Source organism: Azotobacter armeniacus, from assembly GCF_054779355.1.
The window spans coordinates 1-24,111 of sequence record NZ_BAAGYK010000004.1 but is presented as its reverse complement, the minus strand read 5'-3'; the positions used below and the strand labels follow the sequence as shown (position 1 = coordinate 24,111).

Annotated in this window: 24 protein-coding genes and 2 pseudogenes; 14 read left to right on the top strand and 12 right to left on the bottom strand. The window is 56.3% G+C overall.

What is annotated here, in order from left to right; all coding sequences use genetic code 11:
- Positions 1-289: 289 nt before the first annotated feature.
- The 4 genes from ACYVD0_RS01070 to ACYVD0_RS01055 form a co-directional block, all read right to left on the bottom strand.
- On the bottom strand, positions 290-523 hold the full coding sequence (locus ACYVD0_RS01070) for a type II toxin-antitoxin system RelE/ParE family toxin (protein ID WP_460425061.1): 234 nt from the start codon (positions 521-523) through the stop codon (positions 290-292).
- Between the two features lie 47 nt (positions 524-570).
- Entirely contained in the window at positions 571-843 is a 273-nt protein-coding gene (locus ACYVD0_RS01065; RefSeq protein ID WP_460425060.1) for a CopG family ribbon-helix-helix protein, read from the bottom strand.
- Positions 844-860: 17 nt separating this feature from the next.
- Positions 861-1,088: a helix-turn-helix domain-containing transcriptional regulator gene (locus tag ACYVD0_RS01060; protein ID WP_460425059.1), complete on the bottom strand. Its 228-nt coding sequence runs from the start codon at positions 1,086-1,088 to the stop codon at positions 861-863.
- 93 nt (positions 1,089-1,181) lie between these two features.
- The gene (locus tag ACYVD0_RS01055) at positions 1,182-2,981 is read right to left on the bottom strand and encodes a MobA/MobL family protein (RefSeq protein WP_460425058.1); all 1,800 of its coding nucleotides are present in this window, start codon (positions 2,979-2,981) and stop codon (positions 1,182-1,184) included.
- 194 nt (positions 2,982-3,175) lie between these two features.
- Between ACYVD0_RS01055 and ACYVD0_RS01050 the strand changes: the two genes are divergently transcribed.
- A complete protein-coding gene (locus ACYVD0_RS01050) occupies positions 3,176-3,607 on the top strand; it encodes a conjugal transfer protein TraD (RefSeq protein WP_460425057.1) in 432 nt (143 codons plus the stop codon).
- 465 nt (positions 3,608-4,072) lie between these two features.
- Here the strand turns inward: ACYVD0_RS01050 and ACYVD0_RS01045 are convergent, their stop codons facing one another.
- Positions 4,073-4,504, bottom strand: a complete 432-nt coding sequence (locus tag ACYVD0_RS01045; protein ID WP_460425056.1) for a hypothetical protein — start codon at positions 4,502-4,504, stop codon at positions 4,073-4,075.
- A gap of 281 nt (positions 4,505-4,785) precedes the next feature.
- On the opposite strand from ACYVD0_RS01045, the gene ACYVD0_RS01040 reads away from it, so the two are divergent.
- The gene (locus tag ACYVD0_RS01040) at positions 4,786-5,715 is read left to right on the top strand and encodes a replication initiation protein (protein WP_460425055.1); all 930 of its coding nucleotides are present in this window, start codon (positions 4,786-4,788) and stop codon (positions 5,713-5,715) included.
- 680 nt (positions 5,716-6,395) lie between these two features.
- The gene (locus ACYVD0_RS01035; protein WP_460425054.1) at positions 6,396-7,220 is read left to right on the top strand and encodes a replication initiation protein; all 825 of its coding nucleotides are present in this window, start codon (positions 6,396-6,398) and stop codon (positions 7,218-7,220) included.
- On the opposite strand, the gene ACYVD0_RS01030 is transcribed toward ACYVD0_RS01035, so the two are convergent.
- Positions 7,217-7,639, bottom strand: a complete 423-nt coding sequence (locus tag ACYVD0_RS01030) for a hypothetical protein (protein WP_460425053.1) — start codon at positions 7,637-7,639, stop codon at positions 7,217-7,219. The two genes, ACYVD0_RS01035 and ACYVD0_RS01030, sit on opposite strands and share 4 nt — an antisense overlap.
- A gap of 933 nt (positions 7,640-8,572) precedes the next feature.
- Positions 8,573-9,536 (bottom strand): IS630 family transposase gene (locus ACYVD0_RS01025; RefSeq protein ID WP_460425062.1). Its coding sequence is split into 2 segments (ribosomal slippage): positions 8,573-9,187 and positions 9,189-9,536, totalling 963 coding nucleotides; the frame shifts between segments, so codons are not numbered across the junction.
- Between the two features lie 167 nt (positions 9,537-9,703).
- Here ACYVD0_RS01025 and ACYVD0_RS01020 point away from each other — a divergent pair.
- The 6 genes and pseudogenes from ACYVD0_RS01020 to ACYVD0_RS00995 all read left to right on the top strand — a co-directional run bounded on the left by ACYVD0_RS01020 (position 9,704) and on the right by ACYVD0_RS00995 (position 14,965).
- The gene (locus ACYVD0_RS01020; protein ID WP_460425052.1) at positions 9,704-10,012 is read left to right on the top strand and encodes a GNAT family N-acetyltransferase; all 309 of its coding nucleotides are present in this window, start codon (positions 9,704-9,706) and stop codon (positions 10,010-10,012) included.
- 616 nt (positions 10,013-10,628) lie between these two features.
- Positions 10,629-11,330, top strand: coding sequence for a class I SAM-dependent methyltransferase (locus ACYVD0_RS01015; protein WP_460425051.1), 702 nt, complete (start codon positions 10,629-10,631; stop codon positions 11,328-11,330).
- 281 nt (positions 11,331-11,611) lie between these two features.
- A pseudogene (locus ACYVD0_RS01010) lies at positions 11,612-11,899 on the top strand (transposase); the annotation flags it as partial.
- A 121-nt stretch (positions 11,900-12,020) separates the two neighbouring features.
- Positions 12,021-12,431: a hypothetical protein gene (locus ACYVD0_RS01005; RefSeq protein ID WP_460425050.1), complete on the top strand. Its 411-nt coding sequence runs from the start codon at positions 12,021-12,023 to the stop codon at positions 12,429-12,431.
- Between the two features lie 961 nt (positions 12,432-13,392).
- Positions 13,393-13,998: a TauD/TfdA dioxygenase family protein gene (locus ACYVD0_RS01000; RefSeq protein ID WP_460425049.1), complete on the top strand. Its 606-nt coding sequence runs from the start codon at positions 13,393-13,395 to the stop codon at positions 13,996-13,998.
- Positions 13,999-14,212: 214 nt separating this feature from the next.
- Positions 14,213-14,965, top strand: a complete 753-nt coding sequence (locus tag ACYVD0_RS00995; protein ID WP_460425048.1) for a sulfite exporter TauE/SafE family protein — start codon at positions 14,213-14,215, stop codon at positions 14,963-14,965.
- A 369-nt stretch (positions 14,966-15,334) separates the two neighbouring features.
- Here the strand turns inward: ACYVD0_RS00995 and ACYVD0_RS00990 are convergent.
- The 4 genes and pseudogenes from ACYVD0_RS00990 to ACYVD0_RS00975 form a co-directional block, all read right to left on the bottom strand.
- A pseudogene (locus ACYVD0_RS00990) lies at positions 15,335-15,608 on the bottom strand (glyoxalase superfamily protein).
- A 101-nt stretch (positions 15,609-15,709) separates the two neighbouring features.
- Complete coding sequence (locus ACYVD0_RS00985) at positions 15,710-16,042, bottom strand: type II toxin-antitoxin system YafQ family toxin (RefSeq protein ID WP_460425047.1); 333 nt, start codon at positions 16,040-16,042, stop codon at positions 15,710-15,712.
- On the bottom strand, positions 16,017-16,295 hold the full coding sequence (locus tag ACYVD0_RS00980) for a type II toxin-antitoxin system RelB/DinJ family antitoxin (RefSeq protein WP_460425046.1): 279 nt from the start codon (positions 16,293-16,295) through the stop codon (positions 16,017-16,019). The genes ACYVD0_RS00985 and ACYVD0_RS00980 overlap by 26 nt, the downstream gene beginning before the upstream one ends.
- Positions 16,296-16,393: 98 nt before the next feature.
- Positions 16,394-17,071 (bottom strand): hypothetical protein, encoded by a 678-nt coding sequence (locus tag ACYVD0_RS00975; protein ID WP_460425045.1) that lies wholly within the window; start codon positions 17,069-17,071, stop codon positions 16,394-16,396.
- Positions 17,072-17,305: 234 nt separating this feature from the next.
- On the opposite strand from ACYVD0_RS00975, the gene ACYVD0_RS00970 reads away from it, so the two are divergent.
- On the top strand, positions 17,306-17,821 hold the full coding sequence (locus ACYVD0_RS00970; RefSeq protein WP_460425044.1) for a hypothetical protein: 516 nt from the start codon (positions 17,306-17,308) through the stop codon (positions 17,819-17,821).
- A 1,648-nt stretch (positions 17,822-19,469) separates the two neighbouring features.
- Here the strand turns inward: ACYVD0_RS00970 and trfA are convergent.
- On the bottom strand, positions 19,470-20,354 hold the full coding sequence (gene trfA / locus ACYVD0_RS00965) for a plasmid replication initiator TrfA (protein WP_460425043.1): 885 nt from the start codon (positions 20,352-20,354) through the stop codon (positions 19,470-19,472).
- A gap of 758 nt (positions 20,355-21,112) precedes the next feature.
- On the opposite strand from trfA, the gene relB reads away from it, so the two are divergent.
- The 4 genes from relB to pmrG all read left to right on the top strand — a co-directional run bounded on the left by relB (position 21,113) and on the right by pmrG (position 24,086).
- Positions 21,113-21,340 (top strand): type II toxin-antitoxin system RelB family antitoxin, encoded by a 228-nt coding sequence (gene relB, locus ACYVD0_RS00960; protein ID WP_460425042.1) that lies wholly within the window; start codon positions 21,113-21,115, stop codon positions 21,338-21,340.
- Positions 21,324-21,590 (top strand): type II toxin-antitoxin system RelE family toxin, encoded by a 267-nt coding sequence (locus tag ACYVD0_RS00955; RefSeq protein ID WP_460425041.1) that lies wholly within the window; start codon positions 21,324-21,326, stop codon positions 21,588-21,590. The genes relB and ACYVD0_RS00955 overlap by 17 nt, the downstream gene beginning before the upstream one ends.
- A 618-nt stretch (positions 21,591-22,208) precedes the next feature.
- Positions 22,209-23,231, top strand: a complete 1,023-nt coding sequence (locus tag ACYVD0_RS00950) for a CNNM metal transporter family protein (protein ID WP_460425040.1) — start codon at positions 22,209-22,211, stop codon at positions 23,229-23,231.
- Positions 23,232-23,312: 81 nt separating this feature from the next.
- Entirely contained in the window at positions 23,313-24,086 is a 774-nt protein-coding gene (gene pmrG / locus ACYVD0_RS00945) for a lipopolysaccharide core heptose(II)-phosphate phosphatase PmrG (RefSeq protein ID WP_460425039.1), read from the top strand.
- Positions 24,087-24,111: the final 25 nt, after the last annotated feature.

Here is a 24,111-nt window from a genome sequence, read left to right as displayed (position 1 = left end):
CTTATCTGAAGCGGGGCAACATAGAGCGGTTATGGCCTATTTGGGGAGCCCGCAGAATTCGGAAAAAATCGTACGCTAAGCGCCAGGTGATTGGCTGGAGGCCGCAGCCGGCCTTGGGTGTCCGGCTGGGTTATACCTCAATCAGGCGTCAGGCCGACCACTCGCGCCGCGTCAGAGTAGGGTCGCTTTCTGCACTTTCTGACACATCGCCGCCAACCTCTATGGCTTCAACCTGACAGGCCGCACGCTTAGCGTACGATTTTTTCCGTTTTCTCTATCCACCCCTTGTTCAATACCCCGCTTCTTTCTGGTGCCGGAAGGCCAAAACGTACACGGCATCATCCGCAGGCTCATATCGGTAGAGCGCGACATAGCCAGAGTCACCGAAGGCTATGACCAGCTCGCGTAGCTCCGGCAGCTCAGGGAAGGGGCGCCCTATGTCCGGGCTTTTCTCCAAGCGTGCGAACTGACGTTCAATGGCTTGGCCGGCACGGCTGGCCACCTGCGGGCTTTTCTCGGCCAAGAATAGGCGACAGCGTTCCAAACCTTGTGCTGCACCTTCGGTGACGACTACTCGTGGCACTCAGGCACCGCCGTTTCTTCTTCCTTGCCCCAGCTGTTGAGCCATTCCCGCGTTTCTTGGCCCGTCAGATGCCGTCCGGTTTCCCGGTAGGCAGCCCAAGAGGCCAAAGCCTCCTGCTTGAAGCTCTCGCGAGCCTCCTCGCGCTCGATGTACTGCGCGATTGCCTCGCGCATGATCCAGTGGGCCGAGCGCTGCCGCTGGCTGGCCAGATGCTGGATGCGGGCTTTCAATTCATCGTCGATTTTGATCGAAGTCGCCATGGGACCCTCTTTTATTACTAGGTATTACCTTTTGATAAGGTAACATCATCCGCATGACTTGTCGCTGAATCGCCCCCCTCGGGGTCTGCTTCTTGGGCCATGCCCCGAGCCCTGGCCACCACCCTCATCGCCTTGACGATATAGTCCGCATCGCCCGTCTCCAGAGCATCAGCGATGAAAATTTCTGCTGCTTCGGCGCAGTCGAGCGCCTTGGCAGGGTCGTACTCGAAGAATTCTTCCGTCATGGGTTTCCTCGTCTCGATGCAGCCGCCGTGGGGGCGAGGGCTTCAGCCGTCGCGCCCCAAGGCGGCCGACAAGCGTAGCGCGTCAGATCCGACCTACCGGCTCATACCGTGGTCCCGATCATGCTCGGGGCCGTGCTTCACCTGGGCCACTTGCGTGGACAACCGTAGGCGGCTGGCTGGGTCTTTTGCCAGCCGCTCTACCAGTTTCTCGGCCATGTACTCACGCTGTGCCTCCTGGGGCAGTGCAGCCAGCCCTTCGACCAGCGTCCGCACCTCCTGGACGGCAGGGTCATGCAGCGCCTGAAGCTTCTTGCCGCCCTCCGTCCAGCCGTGCCCGCGACAGCTCAGCAGGGCAGCCATGCCACGCAGTTCGCGCACCAGTAGCCGTGCCTCGCCCTCGGCCTGTCGCTCTTGCTGCGCCTGCGCCTGTTTCTCGCGCTCGGCGTGCTCCAGGGTAGCCATACGCTGCTCCAAAGCACGGATGCGCTCCTGGGCTGGCTCTAGCGCCTGCGCGATACGCACGGCAGCGGCATTGCGCGCCCAATCGGTAGCCTCTCGGGCGCGCATCGCTTGCGGGGCAACCTCCAGGTACTGCTCCTGGGCCTGCTCGATCACCTGGGCACGCTCATCCAGGTAGGACGACTGCATCAGCCCGGCGTCGTGCGCCTTGGCCCGCAGCGGGTGCGCCTCGCGCCACTCCCTCGCCTCGCGTCGGGCCTGATCCTCGCGGGCCTGCGCCGCCTTAGCCTGCCCGACCAGCACACGCGCCGCCTGGGCGGCCTCGATCACGGCCGGATCGCGCTCTACCAGCTCGGCCAGGGGCACCGGCTGCTGCCGCTCGATCTCGACACGCAACTCGGCCGCGCTCATCCGTTCGATGCGCCGCTGTTCCTGCTCCTGGCGCAGCTCGGCGGCCAGCCTCTCGCGCTGAGCTTCCCGCTCCCGCTCGCGGCGCTCGCGCTCCTGGGCAAGCTGCTGGCGGAGCGCCTCTGCCTCGGCAAGCGCCTTCTCGCCCACCTCGGCGCGCATCCTCTGAATCAGCCCCTCCAGCCCGCGCTGCTGCTCCTGGGCCTGCTGGCGGCGCTGCCGCCCGGCTTCCAGACTGAGTACCTCGGCGCCGGCATCCGGCACCACGCGGCGCAGCTCGACAGCGGCCTGGGCCACCTCGGCGCGGGCAGCGCGAAACTCGATCACCTGGGCGCGGCCTTCGCCTCGCCAGGCGCTCGGCAGCTGCTTGCGTTCCGGCGCCTGGCCGGTCTGCCGTTCGGCATGGCTGCGCATGTCGATCCGCTCGGCCAGCCCGGCGCGCTCCAGATGCACATTACAGGTCGCCTCCCACCGGCCACGCAGGGCCACCAGATCGGCCTTGCGCTCGGCGGCGCTCAGGGTCTGCCCGGCGTGCGGGCCGTAACCCTTGCGCGCTCCGCCCCGTTCCGGGTGCTTCGCGTTGTAACGCTTGAAATACTGCTCGGGGTCGCGCTCGATACCGTCGCATTGCCGCTCGCTGAACATCAGATGCGCGTGGGGCTGCTCGCCGCCATCCGCGGCCTGGGGGTTGTGGGTCGCCCATTGGTAGGCGTGACGGTCGCCCAGCTCCTGGGCGACGAACTCCCGAACCAGCTCGATCCGCTGCGCGGCGCTCAGCTCGCGCGGCAGGGCAATTTCCATCTCGCGGTAGGTCGTGCCGTTGGCCCGCTCGAACGCATCGGCAGCACGCCAGAACACCAGCGGGTTGGCCTGCGCCCACAGCGGCAGGTTGCCGGCCTCGGCCGCCTCCAGGGCTTCGCCTTTTTCCAGGTGATGGGCGTACTCGCCTTCGCGGGCGATATAGGCAGCATGCGGCCCGGCCTTGCCGGCCTTGCCTACCTTCATGCTGAGTCGCGAAATCGCCATGTGGCTGTACCCTTCGCTCTGGATTTTCGCGCATGCGAAAATGCTTTGGCTTCTGCCCACGGCAGGGCGCGCGTTTCTCGGCTTGCCGAGAAACAACTAAGCGCGCCTTCTGTTTTACAGAAGGATACAGCGGACGGTGCTAGCCTGCCAGAATGGCGATACACTCGGGACTTAAATGGTCTAGGAGATACCCGATGCACGACGAATGGCTGACGAGCCGGATTGCCTACCTGCGCGGCCTCAAATCGCCCAGCGACCAACAGCGGCTGTTGCTGCTCCTGGCCGATAAACCCGAGCGCGCCAGTGACGACAACCGCAAGCTCTCGGCCCTGGTGAAAGCCGAGAAGGCCGCCGAGCGCGCACAGAAAGCCAGGGCCAACGCGGCACGGATCGTCAACGCCGAAAAAGCCGCCGAACGCAAGGCTCGCGACCGGGAGCTATACCAGTCGGCCGGCTTGCTCATCCTGGCCGGACTGGTCGATACCGGCACAGGCTCACCCACGCTCGACCGGGGCGAGCTCCTGGGGGCGCTCCTAGGGCTGTCCAAGGTGGCCACCGACGACCCCCGCCGGGCCGACTGGAAGCGCGCCGGGGATACCCTGCTGGCCGAAAGGGCACGCAAGTGATCCGCGTTCGAGAGGAACCGGAACTGCGTTTTGACCCTGACGACAGCCGCGGCCGTTGACCGTCTTCGTGACCCGAACGCCTAGGGTTCGACTGCTGACCCTGGTCGAGCTAGAGGAGCTGCGCCGCGACATGGCCAACGTGAGTGCCTGGATGCGCGCGGAGCTGGCCAAGCCTCGCGCCCTTTGCGGCGTTCAACCGGTTGCTAGCCCGCGAGAAGCGCTCCGTTGCTCCCCCAAACCCCGCCATACCGCTCAGCCGAGGCGAGAAGTTGGCGGTAGCCCTTGACTTAAAAATGATAATCATTATCATGTGATTCACTGATCGCAGGATCAGCGGTAACTGACAGGGCGGCTACTCATCAGGTTATCGACTTATCAGGCTCATTCACGGTGTTTGACCCGGCTCTGTCGGGTCTTTTCTTTTGGAGGGACTCTCATCGCCCATCCGGCGACCCGAGGCGCCCCTTACTCCTCCACAGCCTTAGCGGTCTTCGCCGCCGTCGCAGAGGATCTCTTCTCGCCCTTCTGGCTGACCATCAGCAGGCGGCGCAGCTCGGCGGCCTCCTTCGCCACCGCCTTGGCGCCGTCGATCTCGCGGGCGGTGGACTCCAGGCGTGCCTGGGCGGTCTGTTCGGCGATCCGGGCGTTGGTCGCCTCGCGATTGGCCTTCTCAGCCGCCTCACGAGCCGCCTGAGCGGTTTTCTCGGCATGGGCCAGGCGTCCCCTACCAGATCGTCGCTGCGCGCGCGCTGTACGGCCTCCTGGGCGGTCAGGCCGCGGTTCTGCTGTTCGGCCTGAGCCCGCCCTTCCCGGCGGCGCCGGGGTTTCGGTTGTTCTCGATGCCTCCAGCCGCCTCGATCCCCTGATTACCTGCTCTGGCAGCCTTGCAGGCCGCACAGGCGTTGAGATCGAACGCCAAGGGGGAAGGCCGGCGACCCGCCCCTTCAGGGGCATGAACAAGCGGCCGCCAGAGGCGGCCCCATAGCGCGCCGCACGCACGCGCGTGTTTTTACTTTTCCCTTTTAAAACCTTTTCGGCCCTCTGGAGGCCGCGTAATTCGGGGCTTCCAGCCTTCATATGTGGACGGATTCAGGGCTAAGCATGTACGGATTCAGGGTTGATGTGTGTACAGATTCAGGGCTAATATGTACAACCTGAATCTGTAGTACATATAACTTATGGACGAAGCTAGGGTTTACAAGTCAAACGCGCTGATTGAAGCGTCTTATCGGCTGAGCGTGACGGAACAACGGATTATTTTGGCTTGCATCAGCCAAGCCCGACGAGACGGACCAATCACTGATAAGTTTTTTTACAGTGTCTCCGTAGCCGATATCGCCGAAATGGCCGGAACGGAAAGTAAGTCTCTGTATGACGAACTGGCAAAGGCAGCCAAGAAGCTCAAGCGACAAGATGTTTATATTGCCTTGGAGCCGAACGGCGGTGGTTATAAGCCGAAGATATTGCAAACCAGTTGGGTTCAGTCATGCATTTACATTGAGAGGGAGGGACGGGTAGAGCTGCGCTTCAATACAGACATGATTCCCTATCTGGCAGAACTGGAAAAGCAGTTCACACGGTATTCATTAGCCGATGTCGTTAAGATGACAAGCTCACATGCAATACGATTGTTTGAGCTTTTGATTCAGTACGAAAACATGGGTCATCGAGAAATTAGCATCGGTGATTTCCGAAAGTGGCTCATGCTAGAGGATAGCTATCCATTGATGGCTGAATTGCGCCGGAGGGTTATCGAGCCAGCAGTTGAGCAGATCAACAAACATTCCTCCCTGGCTGTCACCTGGGGCCAGCGAAAGGCAGGCCGCAAGGTCACTCACCTGACATTCGACTTCAGCCCCCAGAAGCCAGTCAAACTCGCCAAGGCAGCGAAACCGAAGGGCAAGGCCAACGGTATGACAGAGGCGGAAATAGCAGCCCTGGCTCGCCCAGGCGAGACATGGGAGCAAGTACGCGCCCGATTGAATAAGAGGTCGTCTCAGAAAACGGAATTTAAATCCCACAGACCCCATGCAGACTTCAAAAACGTTCATTTTCGAGAAGGCTTCATGAGAAAGCAGCCCGCACCAGTGCTGGCCTTGCTCGAATGATTCTCGAAAACCGCTCTCGTAACGGTGTGCCGCCAAAGCCGAGTTTCGAGAAACACCGCAACGCAGCATCCGGCAGTAGCCGCCCGACGCAAAGCCGCGCCGTTACTGGGTGATGCATTCCTTAGCGTGCTTTAAATTCCGTTTTCTGAGACGACCCCGGGAAGGCGATACCCAGCCGCTCGGCCAGGCGCTTGATGGCTATTGCCGTAAAGGCAGCGCCGCGCCGGGTCTTCACCGCATGTTTGAGGTAAACCGCGCAGCCCGCAAGCCAGCTTGCTGACCTCCAGGAGCACGGAGGAACGCTTCGCCGCCCCTGGTCCTGGATTACGTGGCAAGCGTAGCGCACAGGCCGTAGGCAGCGCCCTGAAGGAGCGAATGCGCCGTTGCACAGGGCTCCAGGAGAAAGGGGAAGGTGGGCGGCCAGCAGCGACTGGAAGGGCGCCGGAAGCTTCGCCCAAACGATGGATTGGGGCATCCGCCCCTTTTTACTTTTCCCCTTTTAAACCTTTTCGGTCGGCTGCAGGCCGCGCCGTTGCTGGGTTTCAGCGTTTATATGTGGAGGGATACGGGGTGATATGTGGAGGGATACGGGGTGATATGTGGAGGGATACGGGGTGATATGTGGAGAGAAACGGGGTTAAATATGAGTTAGTTGATTAACTGCATACTAAGGGGACGAGATGCAGGAGGCACAGGTCTACAAGTCCAACGCGATTATTGAGGCGTCATATCGACTTAGCGTTGCAGAGCAGCGGATCATGCTCGCGTGTATGGCCCAAGTTAGGCGTGACCAGCCGCTAAGCGCTGACGTCTTCTACAGCGTTTCCGTGGCCGACATCGCAGTCCTTTCGGGCTCCACCAGTGGAACGCTATACAGCGATCTGGAGAGGGCAGCCCTAAAGCTCAAGCGGAGAGAGGTATGGATCAGGGACTTCCCAAATGGTGGGAGCAGGGAAGAGATCCTCATTACCGGATGGGTAGACTCCATCCGCTATGCGCGCTCTGAGGGGCGGGTGAGGCTGAGATTCCACCGGGACATGCTTCCGTACCTGTCGGAGTTGACCGAGCAATTCACACGCTACGCACTGTCTGACGTGGCAAAAATGACTAGCTCGCACGCCATCCGGTTATTCGAGCTGCTAGCCCAGTTCGGCAGTGTCGGCAGCCGGGAGGTCAGCGTCGAGCAGTTGCGCGCCTGGTTCCAGCTTGAGGACAGCTACCCCCTCATGGCGGACTTACGCCGCTGGGTAATCGAGCCTGCCGTAGCCCAGGTCAACGAGCACAGCCCCTTGGCCGTGAAGTGGGAGCAGCGCAAAACCGGCCGCAAGGTCACGCACCTGGTGTTCACCTTCGGTCAGAAGAAGGCCAAGACGCCCGCCAAGTCCGCCAGCAAACCCACGGCCATGGCCTTCGAGAAGTTCCTGCAGAAGCACGCACGCCCTGGCGAAAGCGATTTCGAGGCCCGCCAGCGCCTGATGCCGCTCTGGAAGGAGCAGGCGGCCTAATCCTCCAGCCCCGCCAGTAGGTCGGCGAAGGACTGCACGGGCTTCCTGTCTGCAGGTTCATGCTTTGGCTCTGGTGCAGCCTTGAGCTGGAGCACCTCTGGCCGGTGCTCCAGCAGCAGCTTCCGCTCCTCGATCTCGACCAGTCGCTCAATGGCGGCTATCAGGCGTAGCGCCGTCGCCTCAGTGATCGGCGTATCGGGGTGTGCAATTTGGGGTGTGCAAACCTGTGCAATTTCCGACGGCTTCAGGTGTGCAACCGCGTGCAACGAGCCATAGGCACGGATCAGCTCGGCGGTATCGAAGTAACGGCGGCCATCCGGTCCAACGCTATATGACACACGTCCTTGGTCACAGTGATTGTAGATCGTTCGGCGGGATTTTCCCGTCAGCGCAATCGCTTCCTGCAGGGTGTGCAGCATGTGCAGGGCCTGAGTGTGCAAAAGTGTGCAAACGAATCTAGCAGTCGGCGCTAGCCAGGAACACAGGGGCAACCGCTCGGTTGCTCGATCTTAGCTGCCAACACTCCCACATAGGACAGAACGCGAACTACAAAATCGTCTTTGTAAGCCATCGCCTACAGCAGATCGAGCGTTCGCCCAATGGGCTCGGGACGGCTGTCGGAGTAGATTGACTCCCATACCGACATCGAAGGATCGATGAAGGCTGCTAGGGATTGAAGCCAAGGGAACCGTCGCAAGGATCGCGGCATCATCAGGATGATGACTCCCAGGGATAAGGTGAGACGACAGAAACGGCGAGGCTAACCCCCCTCGCTGTTTTTGTGTGCGCCGGAGAAAGTGACTCGACGCCTTCGCACTGATGGTGCTGCACCTGGCAGCAGGGAGTTTCTGGGGCAATACGCACGGAGCTGGGCAATTGTGGGCCTGAGTCACCCTGCCACAGTGACGCCACGCCACGGTGACGGGGTACGCCATCTGGGTACACTGCAGATGGTCATCACTGTGAGCTTTCTGCTTCTAGCAAACCTTGCCGGCATGTTGTCCTCCAGCAGCATCGCCGGCTTCTTCTTTTCTGCTACTGCCCACGGTAGCGCCTTCCCCCTCTCCCACATCCCTCTGCCCGAGGCATGCCAGCTTCGCTGTGGCTTGTGCTGACCAGCAAGACGGCCGAGCAGGCCCGCGGCGCCTCGAAAAGCGCCTTGCGGCGGCGGTCAGCAGCCTACCGCTCTGCGCACAACTGGGCTGAAAGCCACGTGTCAGACACCCAACCAGGATGGGTGGACGGCTAGCCCCACCGTTCTGCCCAACAACGGCCCCAATCTTGAAGACATCAGGCTCTACTGTCGCAGTCTGGATAGGCTTCGTCTCAAAAAACGGAAAAAATCTAAGTGTTTATACAAAAGTAATCCGATATTTTTTGCCGTAACCTGACAGCACCTGGAGCACATGGCTGGTGAGTGACGGGAAGCTCTGGTAAGCCGTTACAGGCAGCCATTCGTACTTGATTTTCCGCCAGAGGATCTCGATCAGGTTGAGCTCGGGTGAGTACGTTGGCAGGAAAATCACATAGAGCCGTTGCGCTCTCCACTCCCGTTCCTTGCGCAGAAACAAGGCCGAGCGATGAGTGCTGGCATTGTCGAGCACGACGATCGCAAAGGCCTCCGGCGACTTTTGCTCAAGCAGGCAATCGAAAGCCTCGATGACCACCTCCGTCGTCACGGTGTCGGTTGTCGTGTGGTAAATCAGCTTGCCCTGGCGACTCAGAAACCCCAGCACATTGAGACGCCGGCTACGCGAAAAGGCCACCCTTTCCAGGGCCTTCCCAACAGGGCTCCAGGCATAAGGCACGGCAGAGTTTTGCGAAAAGCCGGACTCGTCGAAGTAATACAGTTCGGTGTCTCCACGGGACTCCCACTGCCGAAGCTCCGCCAGCAGGCCTTGTGTGGCACGGAAGTCGCTCTCGTCACGCCGCTCCTTCAGCGACCGCCGGGCACGCTTGAAGCTATACCTCAGATTTTTTTAAAGCCCGCTTGACCGTAGCCGTGCAGGAGGATTTGCCGGTTTCCTGTTGCAGGCGTGCGTGGACGGTTTTGATCTGATGGGGATGCTCGGCCACCAGGGCTTGCAGCCGTTCCCGATCCCGGTCGTCGTAGATAGCCGGCCGGCCAGGGCGAGCCTTGTCCCTGAGCCCCTCCAGTCCATCTGCCTCCCAAGCATCGAACCAGAGCGATACGGTCTCGCGCGTGACTGCCAGAATGTCGCTGATCGGGTTGATGCTGTAGCCCTTGTGGCTGAGCACGATGGCATGGGCACGACGGCGTAAGGCTGGCTTCCCAGCATGCATGTAGGCCTCCATCAAGGCTTGAAGGTCAGCGTCCGAGAGGGGCGATACAAACTTCACAAGGGCGGATCCTGGCGCTGCTGAGACGAGGTGCCTATTATGCGGGAAAATTTACGTTCAGGTACTTACCTGTTTGGTAAAGGATGATGAGTACCCCATTGACAATACCATAAATTGAGCAAATGAGTTATTCAACAAATAATAAGCCTTTTACTTGGAGACTTTTAGAAGTGGATATCCGACGAATTAACTGGCAAGAAACAATCCACCTCAGGCATAAAGTACTTTGGCCAAAGGAAAGCCCTGAGTTTTGCCACATAGAAGGCGATGAAAACGCTTGGCACTTCGGTGCCTTTATTTCTGAGAGACTGGTGTCCGTAGCTTCGGTGTACCCTGATGGAAATATTGCGCGGCTTAGGAAGTTTGCCACAGATAGACCATATCAGGAAAAGGGTATTGGTACCGCATTGTTAAATGCATATTTTGGTTGAGCTTGCAGACAGTAACATCAATCAATTTTGGTGCGACGCGAGAGAATCAGCCATAGGATTTTATGAACGATTTGGTATGCAGCCAGAAGGAAGCAGATTTTACAAAAAAGGCTCGATTCCATACATCAAAATGAGTGTTCAACTAAAGCATCTTCAGCCTGACTTGACATAACTTTAATAGCGCACATAGCGCTTGTACTCGCCAGGGGGTTGCAGTGTAGTTTCTCTGCACTACAAAGGGGGCTCGCAGAATTCGGAAAAAATCGTACGCTACAGGCTGGAGGCCGCAGCAGACCTGGGCTGTTCGGCTGGAGTACACCTCAACCGGAGGTCAGCCGTGACCAGCCAGCAGCATCAGGTTAGGGCTCATTTTGAGGAGCCCGCAGAATTCGGAAAAAATTGTACGCCAAGCATCAGGTGATCGACTGTAAGCCGCAGCTGGCCTCGTTTCCTGACGCAACTGCACCTGAGTCTATGGCCTCAACCTGGCGGTTCGAGGCTAAACGTACGATTTTTTCCATTTTCTGAGATGCTAACGACTCTTCAAGCCGGCACTACTTCGCAGCATGGCTCAATTCAGGCATAGGCATCTATATTTCAACAGGGATGAAAACATATGAGCGACCATTTCAAGAACATTTACATTCATGAGGCTGATCGCTACGACTTGTTGGTTAGTCGTGAGGATCACCAGCAAAACATCCTGCCTGCGCTTGAAAGCATTCGCTCACTGGCTGGGTGCGATGTGGTCGAGATGGGGGCAGGAACAGGCCGGCTTACACGCTTACTGGTGCCTCACGTCAAATCCATCCGCGCCTATGATGCCTCGGCTCACATGCTGAGCAAGGCCAAAGCCACGCTCGAAGCCATTGGTAGAACCAACTGGGCTCTGGCGGTGGGTGAGAATCATGATCTTCCCGCCGCGGATGCCATCGCTGATATCGCCATCGCCGGATGGAGCTTCGGTCACTGTTGTGGTTGGTTTCCCGAGCGCTGGTGCGAAGAAATAAGCCAGGCTCTGAGAGAGATGAAGCGGGTTCTGCGTCCAGGCGGCACGGCCATTATTTTGGAAACGCTAGGTACAGGTAGCGAAACGCCATTACCACCGAATGACGCTCTCGCCGCTTACTATGATTGGCTGGAAAGTGAACAGGGTTTCTCCGCAACAAGTATTCGAACCGATTACCGGTTTGCTTCAGCGCAAGAGGCAGACGAGTTGACAAGATTCTTTTTCGACGATGAGTTCGCGAATTGCTTCCTGGACGATAAAAGAGAAATTCTGCCCGAGTGCACGGGAATCTGGTGGAAAGCCTTCTAAAACCATCAAAACCTATGGGGCTCAGGTTTGAGGCGTATGACACATGCTTCATACAGCATCCAAATTGCTATTTCTCCCCGGCGCTTCCGGCAACATTCAGTTTTGGCAACTGGTCGCGGATCTGCTCATTCACCCGGCGCAAAAGATTCACATCGGTTGGCCCAGCTTCGGGGCTACGCCAGCCGATTCGCGTGTCACTGGCTTTGGCGATCTGGTGGCGCAATCGCAATCGATGGGAGGGATTGTCGCCATGCCAGCAGCGCTGGAGCGGCCTGAGCTGCGGGCGGCAAGTCGTCTGGCAGATCGTGGCCCAGCTCAGCAGTTACCGCAAGCATGGCAAGCGCAGCCTCCTGTATTGCGTCAAACGGCGGATCGAGAAAGTCAAAGCGCAGATGCGCGCCAAGATCGAGCACCCGTTTCGGGTGATCAAATGGCAGTTCGGCTATACCAAGGTGCGTTTCCGTGGGCTGGTGAAGAACACGGCCCAACTGGTCACGCTGTTCGCCCTGTCGAACCTGTGGGGGGCGCGGCGACATTTGCTGGCCAACACAGGAGAGGTGCGCCTGTAAAACGCAAAAACCAGGCTAAGGCCCGGGTTTGTGGGTACATCACCCGGTTTTGGCCGATCGGATAACGGATTGATCGAGCTATTGCCGGATCGCTGCTAACTTATTCGGAGTTTCCATAATTATGAGCAGAATGTTTGTGGTTTTAATGATGATATTGTTTTCAGGTTGTGTATTTGCCTTTGATATTGCGAAGGACAAATCTATACGATTCGAGGGAACGCCGCTTAAAAATGCAGATATTCATTGCGATAATGATGATGACTTGCTTCCCGACCGGAATGATTTCGAGTTAATCGATTACTCGGTTATGAGTAATGAGCAAGGCGAGCGTTTTGCGTTGGTAACGATTAAGAATAAATCGTCCGGTCAGCGTTTTTTTGGCAATAATGATTTGGTGGCCTTGCTTGGTAATTGTTCGAGGATTCTGGCGCATGAGTTCGAGTATAAGCTGAATGGTGGCGAGCAGATTACCAAACAGATTTATTTTGGTTTTCAACGATATCCAATAGTTAAGCTTTTAATGGATAGGTAACTCGTAAGTACCAGAACGTAAATTCTTCCGCATAATAGGAGCGAGCGCAGAAAACGGGAAAAATTGTACGTTTAGCCTCGAACCGTCAGGTTGAGGCCATAGACCCAGGTGCAGTTGCGTCAGGAAACGTCAAAACGAGTCCTAACCTGACGCTGCTGGCTGGTCAGGTCTGACGTCCGGTTGAGGTATACCCAAGCCGGACGCCCCCAGGCTTGATGCGGCTTACAGTCGATCACCTGATGCTTGGCGTACAATTTTTTCCGAATTCTGCGGGCTCCCCATTTTGATGTTTCTTGACGCAACTGTATCTGGATCCTAAACGTACGATTTTTTCCGTTTGCTTCGACGCCCCTACAACACCTTCAATTTCGCGAATACTTGTCAATTGAACCATGTTTTCCCTTCCGCCGGTGACATTATGCGAGCTTTGTACGAAAAGTCGCTGAGCTCCGAAACGACTCGAGGCTTGCCACAATCCGCCTCAGGACTTTTCGTACAACCTAGCATCTGATTGAGTGACGCGGCCACGCATTGACCATTGACCAGTTAATGCCTTGCCGAGCGTCTCTCCCAATCACGTAGGGTTCGCTCACGCACAAAGTGCATCAGCACGTTTTCGAAAAGAAAATGTTGTTATAAACAACAACAAAATCACTTTAAAAATGTAAAAAATGGAAAAAAACAAAAAAATGTAGTTTTTTTAGCAAAAAATGAAATATACTGAAAATGACTTATTAACGTCAATGGAATTCAGAAAATGGAAATTCTTAGTTCTCATATGGGTGTTGTCTTCAAAGACATAAAAATAAATTGCGCAACCGAAGAAGAGATATCCAGAATCTATAAAGCAGTACTCGAACACAAAATCGTTTGCTTTAAAGATCAAATCTATACATATGACGAATATGTTTCTTTTGCAAAATAACTGGGAGCTATTGCTTATTATCCATTTTGCGATGGGTTGGAAACGCACCCAGAAATCATGCAAATAGTAAAAACTCCAGAACAAAAAGAAAATTTCAGTGAGTTATGGCATGTTGACTCTAGCTACTTGGAGACACCGCCAGACTTAACAATGTTGGCCTCAGAGGTGATTCCGCTTACAGGTGGAGATACAGTTTTTAGCAACACAACTTTAGCCTTTGAAAGTTTGTCTGAGGGCATGAAATCCTTTTTAAGGAAATCTAACGCACTATTTAGCTCTCACACCCATAAATCAAACAGGATTCATCACCTAACTAATCCTGCAGACGAAGTCACTCAGGCAGAAGTTTTCTCTACGACTCACCCAGCAATTTATTTTCACAAAGAAACAAATAAAGAAAGCATTTACATAAACAAAGAGCATACCAAAAAAATCGCCGGCTTTACGGAAGAAGAAAGCCAGCCAATAATGAACTTTATTTTTTCCCACATTGCAAAGCCTGAGTTTACCTACAAAGTGAAATGGGAGCCGAACATGATTGCTTTGTGGGATAATAGGGCTGTTCAGCATTATGCCGTAAATAATTACTGCGGACAGCTGCGCATAATGAATCGTATAACGATACATCGAGTTACAGCCTGACTCGCTAGTTAGCCACGAATAAAGCGCGCTACCTGACACGCCACATCCTCTCAGCCAGGCTCTGGCCGATAATTATAATTTTTATGATATCGGACTCCTTCGAACAGATTTTTGACTGAACCACCGATGCGGCTTGCTTCACCTCGCCATAGATCTTACTGTGGCGGGGAAATCATTTATCTATAAACCTTGCGACTATTAGCAGGTAATGCGAATGCAGTTTGATATGAACGTTATTTTTCTATTTTTCTTCTTAGCTGCCGTTGCTGGTTGTGTAGATGCAATTGCAGGAGGCGGAGGGCTAATTATAATTCCTTCACTACTTGCCATTGGAGTACCTCCATCAGCAGCGATTGCAACTAATAAGGTTGGCGCTGTAGGTGGATCATTCTCAGCAGCATTGCACTTCATAAGAATAAAGGAGATTAACTTTAGTATCGCTATACCGCTTATGCTACTAACATTCTTAGGATCCTTATTAGGAGGGTATCTTTTAACGAGAATAGACAACTCTATTCTAGAAATGGTAATTCCAATTTTTTTAATTGCATTTTCTTTATATTTTATATTCTCCAAAAATTTTGGAAAAACAGACCAAAAAGAATTAATCTCAATTTCTGCATTTGGTTTAACGGCAGCTCCAATTATCGGTTTCTATGATGGTTTTTTTGGGCCAGGCACAGGAACCTTTCTAACGATATCTTTTATATTCCTTCTAGGCTTTAATATCTTAAAGGCTACAGCACATGCCAAGGTTCTAAACTTCTCAAGTAACCTCGCGGCATTGTCATATTTTTTATACTATGGGAATATTTATTGGGATATAGGCTTGACTATGCTTGCAGGCCAACTTTTAGGAGGGCAGATAGGGGCTAAGCTTGTAGTTCAGAATGGGCAGAAACTTATTAAGTGGGTGATGGTAATCGTATCAGTTACTATATCAATAAAGCTACTATCACAATTATAGGAATAAAATTTCGTGGCGAGGCATTCTGGCATCGGGATATACTTCATCATTCCCCAAGCCGCAAAGGTCTAGTTGCGAACCATGAGGCTAACCCACTTTTAGGTCCCGCATAAATTGGGGTTTTGGGAGCAACGGAACCAAAAACCAACATAAGGCTGAATTAGAGTTCACTGCTGCCGAAAACATGGGCGATTATCCAGACTTTGTTTTAGCGAACGGCTTTTCCGCACTGTTTTTCATGCCTTGGGCTGGTCCTCGCGTCAGTGTCTGTTAGAGTTCGACAAGATGATGGTTTTTCCTGAAAACCCCAGACATAGCAAGGGCTTGCAAGGCAGGCGCAGGGCTTAAGAGTCTATCCACAAATAGTGCTTATGATGGATAATCATAGTTTTTCGCTGTGAGCTCGGCGTGCAGCTCGCTAACTCCAATAACTGGGACGAAGATCGTAGAGCCTGGTGTGGCGTCGCCATGATGCTCAGTCAGATGAACAACAAGGTCGCCCCTGCGGGCTTGAAGATACAGAGGAAATTTTTTCAAAACGATGTTCCCAATCGACGCTGAATCCAAGGAAATCAATATAGAACTCTTTTGCCTTGGTCTCAGAAAAAATTCTAAGCAACGGTATAGCGCTCGAAGTCTGCATCCTTTCACCTATCGTTTAGCTAAATAAGAGCTTAACCCAGTGGCTGCTTCTGGCCGAACCCGGCCAGACTTCGCGCATTCGGGCGTTATGTGAAATTCAACCTACTCCTCGAATAAATTGGCATGGGTTCCGGCGCGAACGAACACGATCCGCTCTAACTTACTGCCGGTGGCCAATCGGTAAATCAGCAGGAAGTCGCCTCCGATGTGGCATTCCCGATAGCCGTCCCAGTTTCCTTTCAGCGGATGATCCAACCATTCGGGCCCCAAGGGGCCGTCATTGGCCACCAGCAACAGCATCGCCTCCTTGAGCCTCTTCAAGTCGAAGCGGCCTGAGCGGGAGAGACGCTCCCAATCTTTCAAAAAGGCTTTGGAGTAATCGGCGGTGCGCGGCAAGGTAGCCCGCTTACTACTGGCTGCGTTTTTCGAGGTCATCAAACAAATCGTCAATGAATTCAAAGCGGGCCTCATGAGCCTGCACGATGGCTTCCGCCTCAGCCATCGCCGCCCGAGTTTCCGCGTTCGGTACCTTGAGTTCGAGCGGAAAGGCCTGATCTGCGGCTACGCGGCGCAGAAAGATCCGCACCGCTTCAGACATGCTTAGCCCCATCGCCTCCAGAGCGGCGTTGGCCTGTGCCTTGATATCGTCATCGACGCGGATATGCAGCATGGACGTATGGGTAGCCATAGCGATCTCCAAGGGAATTCCCCCACAAGTGTATCTCAATTGAGATACAAAACAAAAAGCCGTTTCCGACCGGCCAGGTAGCCCTGGCGGATTGCGCATCACGCCCCCTCTTTACGCCTCCCCCTGCCAGGGACCGGTAACGTCTTCGCGGCCTGAAACCACCCGAACCAGCCCACGAACAGCCCGTCGTACGGGCAGGGACCGCGCTGGGTGCGCTGCCACTCGGCCTGGGCCAGCCGGCCCAGCTCGAAGGCCTGCCGCCGGCTCTCCGCGAACGGCGGGGTCCGGCGCAGGCTGTGCAGGGATTGCTGGATACCCGGCTCGTCGCGGTGCCGGATGACCGTTTTCAGCCGCTCCTGCCACGCCTGGTAGTTTGCCGCCGTCATCCGCCAGGTCCACGCCGCCGCCCGGCCCTGGCGCGGCATCTGCACCAGTTCGTAGCCGGTGACCTCGATCCGCTGGCGGCGCACGTCCTGCAACCGCTCCAGGTCGACCACCAGCCCGCCGCCCGGGCTGACCACCAACCACCAGTGCACCCGTTTCTGCTCCTCCAGCCAGAGGACCAGGTGGGCCGAGGCCTCGCCCTGCGCCTTGGCCCGCCAGCGCTGCTGGGCGGTCCGCTCGACGCCGTAGCGATCGGCGAACTTCAGGCACAGCGCCGGGAGCTTGCGCGGCTCGATCTGGCCGCCGGTCCAGCGGGCATGGCCGCGCGACACCAGGTTCTGCAATCGGCGCATGGCGTCGGTCTTGTGCGGATAGAGGGGCGGAAGGTTCATGCGGGCGCGTCCTTGCCTTGCTTGGTTTGTCAGCACTGGGCTTTCAGCACTTTCTTGTAGATGACGTCATATAAGAAAACCACAGTTTCGGTAGAGCACGAGAAAAGAGATTCCTGAAAAACGGCGTTTTTCGCCGTTTTTCAGGATTGCGAAGCTGTGTTTTGGGACGTAAAACGTCCCTAACAAGCGAAGCGCCGGCCGCCCGCGGCCGGGCCATCCAGGGAGAGAAAATTCGTGCGGCGTACCGGAATTTGGCTGTCGGTTATTGCGTTACTGCTCGGCGCCTGCGCCTGGACCATCTGGCGCATCCCCCACCTCGCCGTCGCCGAGTGGGACGTCGCCGGCGACGGCTGGCGAATCGTCGCCTACGGCTGGGCCGGCCTGCTGCCGCTCTGGTCGCTCGTTCTCGCCGGCATCCTGGGGGGATTTTTTCTGTTCGGCATCGCCTTCGCCTGGAGCTACGACTGGGCGCGCAATGCCGATCACCGCGAGCAGATCACCCGCCTGACCCGCGAATGCGACCAGGCCCACGCCGAGGCCGAGGCTCGGGTCGCCCGGCGCGAGCAGGCCGCCCAGGAAGCCCAGGCGCGGGCCGAGCAGATCCGCCTCGCCGCCTTGCAGGCCGAGCAGCAGGCCCACACCAAGACCCAAACGGCGGCGGCCCACGCCGAGCACTACCGCCTGCGCGCCCGCAACGCCATCTGCGCCGCCGAACGCATCAAGCGCAAAACCGCGAGATCAGAGCCCTGACAGACGGTCCGAAGTCTGTCCGCCCTGCCCACCGGAGCCCCACGTCACGGATTCCGAGAACCAGCCCACCCCAGCTGCCCATGTGGGAGAACCCAGAACCTCAACTGCCCAAATCGGGGCTATCGCCCAGGAGAAACTCACCGACTCTTAGCTATGCCTACCGGTAAATCCTTGATTTTCCGGCATTTGTGAAATCGACCGACGACCGCCAGTCGTCGGGGTTCCCGGCCTGCCAAGCCGGGAACGGCAACCGCTGAAGCCGCATGCTCGTAGTGGAGCTGGTGCGGCTACGACGGGCGCTGGCAGGTGAAATCCCTGCCTTCGACCCAATCCGCCAGGACGACCGGCGGGGATTGGGCGACACGGAAACGGGCGCACGGGTGACCGTGCCAACCCTGGCCGTGACGAACGGGTGAAAATCCCGCTGGGGGGCGGCTCGCAAGGGTCGAACCCCAGCCTGGCACGTGGGCTGCTGAGGGCGTCGTAAGGCGTCAGGGGTCTGAGGGGAAACCTGGAAGACCTGGTACTCGACGGGGCAACCTGTCGAGATCGCTGGATAGCTCAAGCGTGTAACGGCCTCCCTCGAGGAGGCTGCCGGGTGAGAAACACTGAGCCATGACCTTGCGGGTCTGGCCATGCATGCAGAACCAATACCGTAGTAACCGAGCTGCTTTGGAATCTCGGGCCGGTGAAAGCGTCCAGTGGGGCGTGAGGCGTAGGCCAGGCGGTATCTGGGGAGTGCGGTGGCGCAGTGTTTTTGACGTTGCGGTCTAACGTGGGAACCTCTGTCGGTGCAACGGGTGGCACCGTTGCCAAGCCGGCAGAGGGGGAGACCTGGTGAGTAGGCGCGAAAGCGTCGGGGCGATATGGTCGAAGCCCCGGCGCGAGTCCGGAACGAACCCTCGAGTGGCATCGAGGGCTGGGCAGGTAGCCGAAAGCCGGGAGCGGTTGCAGATTTTGGGGGTGGCACCCCGCAAATGGTGCTCACCCGCCCCTTGGCCGGGGCGGTGGGCATAGCTAAGGCGCGGTTCTTTCGCCTGAGCGGTAGGGCTTTAGGGGGGGCGTTGGCTCCCCTTGGAGCCGCTCCGCTGAAAAGCGCCTCTGAGCGCTTCGCATACCTTACCCCTGGCAACCCCATACCCCTGTGCCTGATCGTCGCTCCTAGAGCCTCCTAGGGGCCTTGGCGTCGATGTTCGTCCGTGGGCAAGCCATTCCTTTTCTCGAATTACTCGCGCGCAGCGCCGGATTGGCACTGTGGTGCCTGTTGGCAGGGGGCGTCAAACCCTGCCAGGGGCTTTGGCAGCCGAGGTCGGTGGGGCCGGCCTAGTCCGGTTGGTTGGATACCTGGAAATGAGGCCACGCTTTCCCCGCCCCTTCAGGGGCATGAACAAGCGGCCGCCGTCGGCGGCCTCGTAGCGAGTCGCGCGCACGCGCGGCTTTTAAAAGATTAAGAAAGGATTAGGGCGTTTTTTCCGAATCGCTGAAAGCCACGGATGGCGTGGCTTTCAGCGATGTTCCAGAGGCCGATTCGGTGGGCGCTATCCCGTGCCGAGGTGGGCGCTATCCCGTGCCGAGGTGGGCGCTATCCCGTGCCGAGGTGGGCGCTATCCCGTGCCGAGGTGGGCGCTATCCCGTGCCGGGATGGGCGCTATACCGTGTCCTTCGGCTTCCGCTGTGTCCTACGTATCAGGTGCCGCTTCTGGCTCGCTGAGGGCGTCCGATCAACCTGCACCAGGTCAGCTCTGTCGATCTCCCAGCTCCAGCCAGTCACCGCTTCGACCTTGGCTAGTGCGTCTTTCAGGTCACGCCGAAACTCGGCAAGGCGACCAGCTTCGCTGCCGCACAGGTGGTGTATCGTCTCGACCTTCATCGGGAACGGTGCAGCATGCGTGCTGTAGAAGCTGTGCAGCCACTGCGCGAGCGGCTGCCCTTTCAGTGCCCGCCGCTGTTCCCACTCGACCTGTGTCCAGCCATCGCACCCATACAGCGCAACGATCTGCGGGTTCATCTCGATCACGTAATGACCCGTCTCTTCGTTGCGGGCGCCGCCGTGGAGCATTGGGCCAAAATACGCGCGCTTGCCGTCCTTGATCTCGACAACAGACGACGCGAGTCGAGCAAAAGCCCCCTTCAGCCAGCTGACATCCTTGCCGCCAGTACTGCGACCGATACCTTTCAGAAAGCCATGCGCGGCGAACTGGATACGACTCCCAAGCCCCTCAGCTCGAGCGAGATGCAGGCATTGTTCCCACACGTCCAAATCAGCCTGATCGAGCCGGGGTCCAGTGAACAAAACCGTCACGCCATCAACGGCAGTCAGTTGCTCGCGTTGCAGGAACGCCCGACGCCCCCGCTTTATGGCTCCAAACAGGGCGCTACGTAGCACGCTGTTCGGTACTCCCCGAACACCCTCGGGCCATAACGGCAACCAGATCACCTGGGCCGACGGCTGGACCGGCTCGGCAGCGGGAGCGGACGGCTCTGCCTCCTTGCCCCTGGCATTTCGTTCCTGCATGCGTTTGAGCTTGTCCATCAGGCTCCCGCGCTCTGTCATTACTCCCCTTCCTCTTCACATGGAAACAACACCTAAACACCAAACGGCTGCCAAAAAACCATGATCTTGACGATACCGAGGTGTCCGTCATTCCCAACATGATCCATATCCGAAGGTGAGCTGTGTGGCCTTTTCCAGCCATTTTCTGGCGTGAAAGCAGCTGGCGATTGTCACGCCGCCGCTGGGCTAATTTCCATCCAAGTCTCTCAGCAAGTCCGCGAAGCTTTCGGCCTTCTTAACCTCTACCGCAGGAGGAGTAGCCGGCTTGTGTTCTAGCAGCAGCATGGCCTCACGCAACTCGCGCACCTCTTGGCGAAGCAACCGCAGCTCCTCGAGGAGCCCCGACAGCTCCCCGACAGTAGGTGTAGGGGCAGTGTCGGGCGAAGGTGTAGGGGAGGTGTCGGGTGGTGTAGGGCAACCTAGCGGCTCACCATAGACTCGGATCATTTCCGAGAGGTCGATTACCCGTTGTCCTTTTCCATCAAACCCAGCAGATATGCGGCCTCTAGCCACAGCTTCATGCAGCGTCGAGCGGTGCAAACCGTAGAGTTTGGCCATGCGGCCGATCGTCAAAGCGGGCATGTAGGGCGCTGTAGGGTTTTGTCTGTCGGGCCCCGACACTGTACCAACCAGCCAGGAGATAAAAGCGGAAGTAGGTACACAGATCGGCCTGGTGCTGAATCGGCATTTCGATTGATATGATACATTGAATACATGCATTCAAAAGAGGCCGATCCATGCCAACTTCAATCCGATTGGCTCCCGAAATCGAGCAACGCCTAGACTTCCTGGCCGCCAACACCGGGCGTACCAAAGCGTATTACCTGCGCGAAATCATCGAGCGTGGTCTGGACGAGATGGAGGACTACTACCTCGCAGCCGAAGTGCTGGAGCGTGTCCGCAAGGGACAGGAGCAGGTGTATTCGTCGACGGACGTAAGGAAAGACCTTGGCCTGGACGATTGACTACACCCAGACGGCTCTCAACCAGCTACGCAAGCTCGACAAGCAATCCGCCCGGCGCATCCTCGACTTCATGGATGAGCGGGTCGCCCTGCGCGAAGATCCACGCAGTACCGGGAAGGCGCTCACCGGCCCATTGGGTGGGCTGTGGCGCTACCGGGTGGGCGACTTCCGGGTGATTTGCGAGATCCAGGATGGCGCGTTGCGCGTCCTCGTGCTGGAGCTTGGCAATCGGCGCGAGGTGTATCGCTAGGTCTGGCCCGGCTTCTCCCATGCTGTAAGCCATCGCCTACAGCAGATCGAGCGCTTGCCCAATAGGCGTGCAGCAGCCACCTGGGTAGAGTGACTCCCATACCGACATCGACGGATCGATGAAGGCTGCTAGGGATTGAAGCCAGGGAACTGTCGCAAGGATCGCGGCATCATCAGGATGATGACTCCCAGGGATGAGGTGAGACGACACAAACGGCGAGGCTAACCCCCCTCGCCGTTTTTGTTTGTGCGCGCGGGAAAAGCGCCTTGCGGCGGCGGTCCGCAGCCTACCGCTCCGCGCACAACACGCCCGAAAGCCGCGCGCCAGAGCCTCGACCTGGGTGGAGAGAGCGCCAGTCCCACTGTTCTGCCCCACAACGGCGCCCTTCCTGGTGGCATCAGGCCCTGCTGTAGCGGTGTGGGTAGGCCTGTATTGCCGATACGCAAAGCGCGCTTCCAACACCTTGGAGGCCGCATGCCTTCGCGCTCTGGAGCGTAGTAGCTAGGTACGAAGTAGTCGCCCGACATTAAATGTTTCAGTTTCATGCCGGATGCATTTCTGTTACAAATAGAAATAGTCTAAAATGGATAGACTTTTTAGTAAGATACTCCTAAATTCATGGTACTTTTGGTAGCGTTTGCTGTCTTATCCATATTGGTCTCTTTTATTTGCTCAATTCTAGAGGCTGCACTTCTTTCGATCACTCCCAGCTATGTAGCTAATCAAAAGCTTTCCCGGCCTAAGCTATATGAACGCCTGAAAGCTCTTAAAGACAAGATTGATCAGCCACTAGCTGCAATACTGACACTCAATACTGTTGCTCATACTGTCGGCGCAACTGGTGTTGGTGCTCAAGTCACTATCGTTTTCGGCGACGGTTACCTTGGCGCAGCTTCTGCCATTATGACCTTGTTGATCTTGGTGCTTTCTGAAATTCTGCCAAAAACTATTGGCGCTCGCTATTGGCGCACCATTGCTCCGTTCCTTCCGCCGTTTTTAGGCGCCATGATTTTCCTATTAAAGCCTTTTATTTTTCTGTCTGACCTGATTATGCATTTGTTCGGTGGTAAAGAGCCGGAGCATGATATTCGCCAAGAGATTAAAGCGCTAGCAGTTTTGGGTCGCGAGCTTAACAAACTTGACGAGGACGAACAGGGAGTAATTAGCAACATTCTTGATCTACATGAAATAAAGCTGCGTGAAATCATGACCCCTCGAACAGTGTGTGACTCTGTGTCGCCCAAAGTATCTATTCGCGCGTTTAAAGAGCGGGTCAAAGAAAGTCAGTTTTCGCGCTATCCTGTTGTGGATGATGACGAGTCCCCACTGGGAGTTATATTCCGTTACGACGCGCTCACCGCTGAAGATGAAGATGCGCCTGTCTCTTCGATCATGAAGCCTCTCCAGGTAGTACTCGAGAGCATGAACGTGGAAAGATTGATGTCCCAACTGATGCACGAACGCCAGCACATGTGCTTGGTATATGACGAGTTCGGTGGCTGGCGTGGCCTAGTGACCCTTGAGGATATCATCGAAGCAATCATCGGCAAGCCCATCATGGATGAGACAGACGATATTCCAAATATGCGTCGCTTTGCCAAACGCCGCTGGGATCACCGAATCAAGGCAATTCGCAAATAGTGTGCAGTGGGCTGATGCGGCAAACATCAAGTATGCCAATTTCGTTATATAACTGATGTCTTAGCACAAGGAGAACCACTCTTGCAGCTTAAGTCTCTATTCGATGGCATCAAGTTAATATCTGGTCGCAGCTTTTTCTGCAAAAAAAAACGGAAAGCACTTTTGCTGACACCAGTCTTACTAGTGGTTTATTTGGGAGTTTTTCTATTAGAGCCCCCAGCGATAGCTGACTTGTCCAAAGAGAACCGCTATCGGGTACCACAGCTGCTGTCGCAGTGGGATAAAGGCAAAGTCGTCGTATTGTTGCGGCACCTTGAACGTTGTGATCGGGAAGATCATCCCTGCCTTGTTGGCACAAGCGGCATTACATCCCGTGCCGTGTCGGATGGTCATAAGCTAGGTAAAAGCTTTTATCGGCTTGGCTTGGATAAAAGCGATGTGTATAACAGTCCACTGACCCGGACGGCACAGACCGAAGATATTGTTTTTAACGGAGCTGGAACAGACCAGGAGTGGCTATCCAAGTGCCGACGGGAGACCTTTCTAGATGATGTTCTAAAGATTAAGAAGCCTGGTAGAAATCTTATTTTGGTAACCCATAGCAGCTGCATTGCCAAGTTTGAAGAATCCTTGGGCTATAACAGTGATACACCACAATATGGGACTTCGCTATTCTTTGCCGAAGATTCCGAGGCGGAATCTCTGCACGTATTGGGTTTTCTAGATAGCGATGACTGGGACACAAGTTTTAAATTTTTGGAGCCAGCCCTAAGTTACTTATCTGAAGCGGGGCAACATAGAGCGGTTATGGCCTATTTGGGGAGCCCGCAGAATTCGGAAAAAATCGTACGCTAAGCGCCAGGTGATTGGCTGGAGGCCG

Bases quoted from the DNA above. Each gene is read 5' to 3' on its own strand.
- ACYVD0_RS01065 (WP_460425060.1), bottom strand. From the start codon at position 843: ATGGCGACTTCGATCAAAATCGACGATGAATTGAAAGCCCGCATCCAG.
- ACYVD0_RS01060 (WP_460425059.1), bottom strand. From the start codon at position 1,088: ATGACGGAAGAATTCTTCGAGTACGACCCTGCCAAGGCGCTCGACTGC.
- ACYVD0_RS01055 (WP_460425058.1), bottom strand. From the start codon at position 2,981: ATGGCGATTTCGCGACTCAGCATGAAGGTAGGCAAGGCCGGCAAGGCC.
- ACYVD0_RS01050 (WP_460425057.1), top strand. From the start codon at position 3,176: ATGCACGACGAATGGCTGACGAGCCGGATTGCCTACCTGCGCGGCCTC.
- ACYVD0_RS01040 (WP_460425055.1), top strand. From the start codon at position 4,786: ATGGACGAAGCTAGGGTTTACAAGTCAAACGCGCTGATTGAAGCGTCT.
- ACYVD0_RS01035 (WP_460425054.1), top strand. From the start codon at position 6,396: ATGCAGGAGGCACAGGTCTACAAGTCCAACGCGATTATTGAGGCGTCA.
- ACYVD0_RS01030 (WP_460425053.1), bottom strand. From the start codon at position 7,639: ATGCTGCACACCCTGCAGGAAGCGATTGCGCTGACGGGAAAATCCCGC.
- ACYVD0_RS01020 (WP_460425052.1), top strand. From the start codon at position 9,704: ATGAGTTATTCAACAAATAATAAGCCTTTTACTTGGAGACTTTTAGAA.
- ACYVD0_RS01015 (WP_460425051.1), top strand. From the start codon at position 10,629: ATGAGCGACCATTTCAAGAACATTTACATTCATGAGGCTGATCGCTAC.
- ACYVD0_RS01005 (WP_460425050.1), top strand. From the start codon at position 12,021: ATGAGCAGAATGTTTGTGGTTTTAATGATGATATTGTTTTCAGGTTGT.
- ACYVD0_RS00995 (WP_460425048.1), top strand. From the start codon at position 14,213: ATGCAGTTTGATATGAACGTTATTTTTCTATTTTTCTTCTTAGCTGCC.
- ACYVD0_RS00985 (WP_460425047.1), bottom strand. From the start codon at position 16,042: ATGACCTCGAAAAACGCAGCCAGTAGTAAGCGGGCTACCTTGCCGCGC.
- ACYVD0_RS00980 (WP_460425046.1), bottom strand. From the start codon at position 16,295: ATGGCTACCCATACGTCCATGCTGCATATCCGCGTCGATGACGATATC.
- ACYVD0_RS00975 (WP_460425045.1), bottom strand. From the start codon at position 17,071: ATGAACCTTCCGCCCCTCTATCCGCACAAGACCGACGCCATGCGCCGA.
- trfA (WP_460425043.1), bottom strand. From the start codon at position 20,354: ATGGACAAGCTCAAACGCATGCAGGAACGAAATGCCAGGGGCAAGGAG.
- relB (WP_460425042.1), top strand. From the start codon at position 21,113: ATGCCAACTTCAATCCGATTGGCTCCCGAAATCGAGCAACGCCTAGAC.
- ACYVD0_RS00950 (WP_460425040.1), top strand. From the start codon at position 22,209: ATGGTACTTTTGGTAGCGTTTGCTGTCTTATCCATATTGGTCTCTTTT.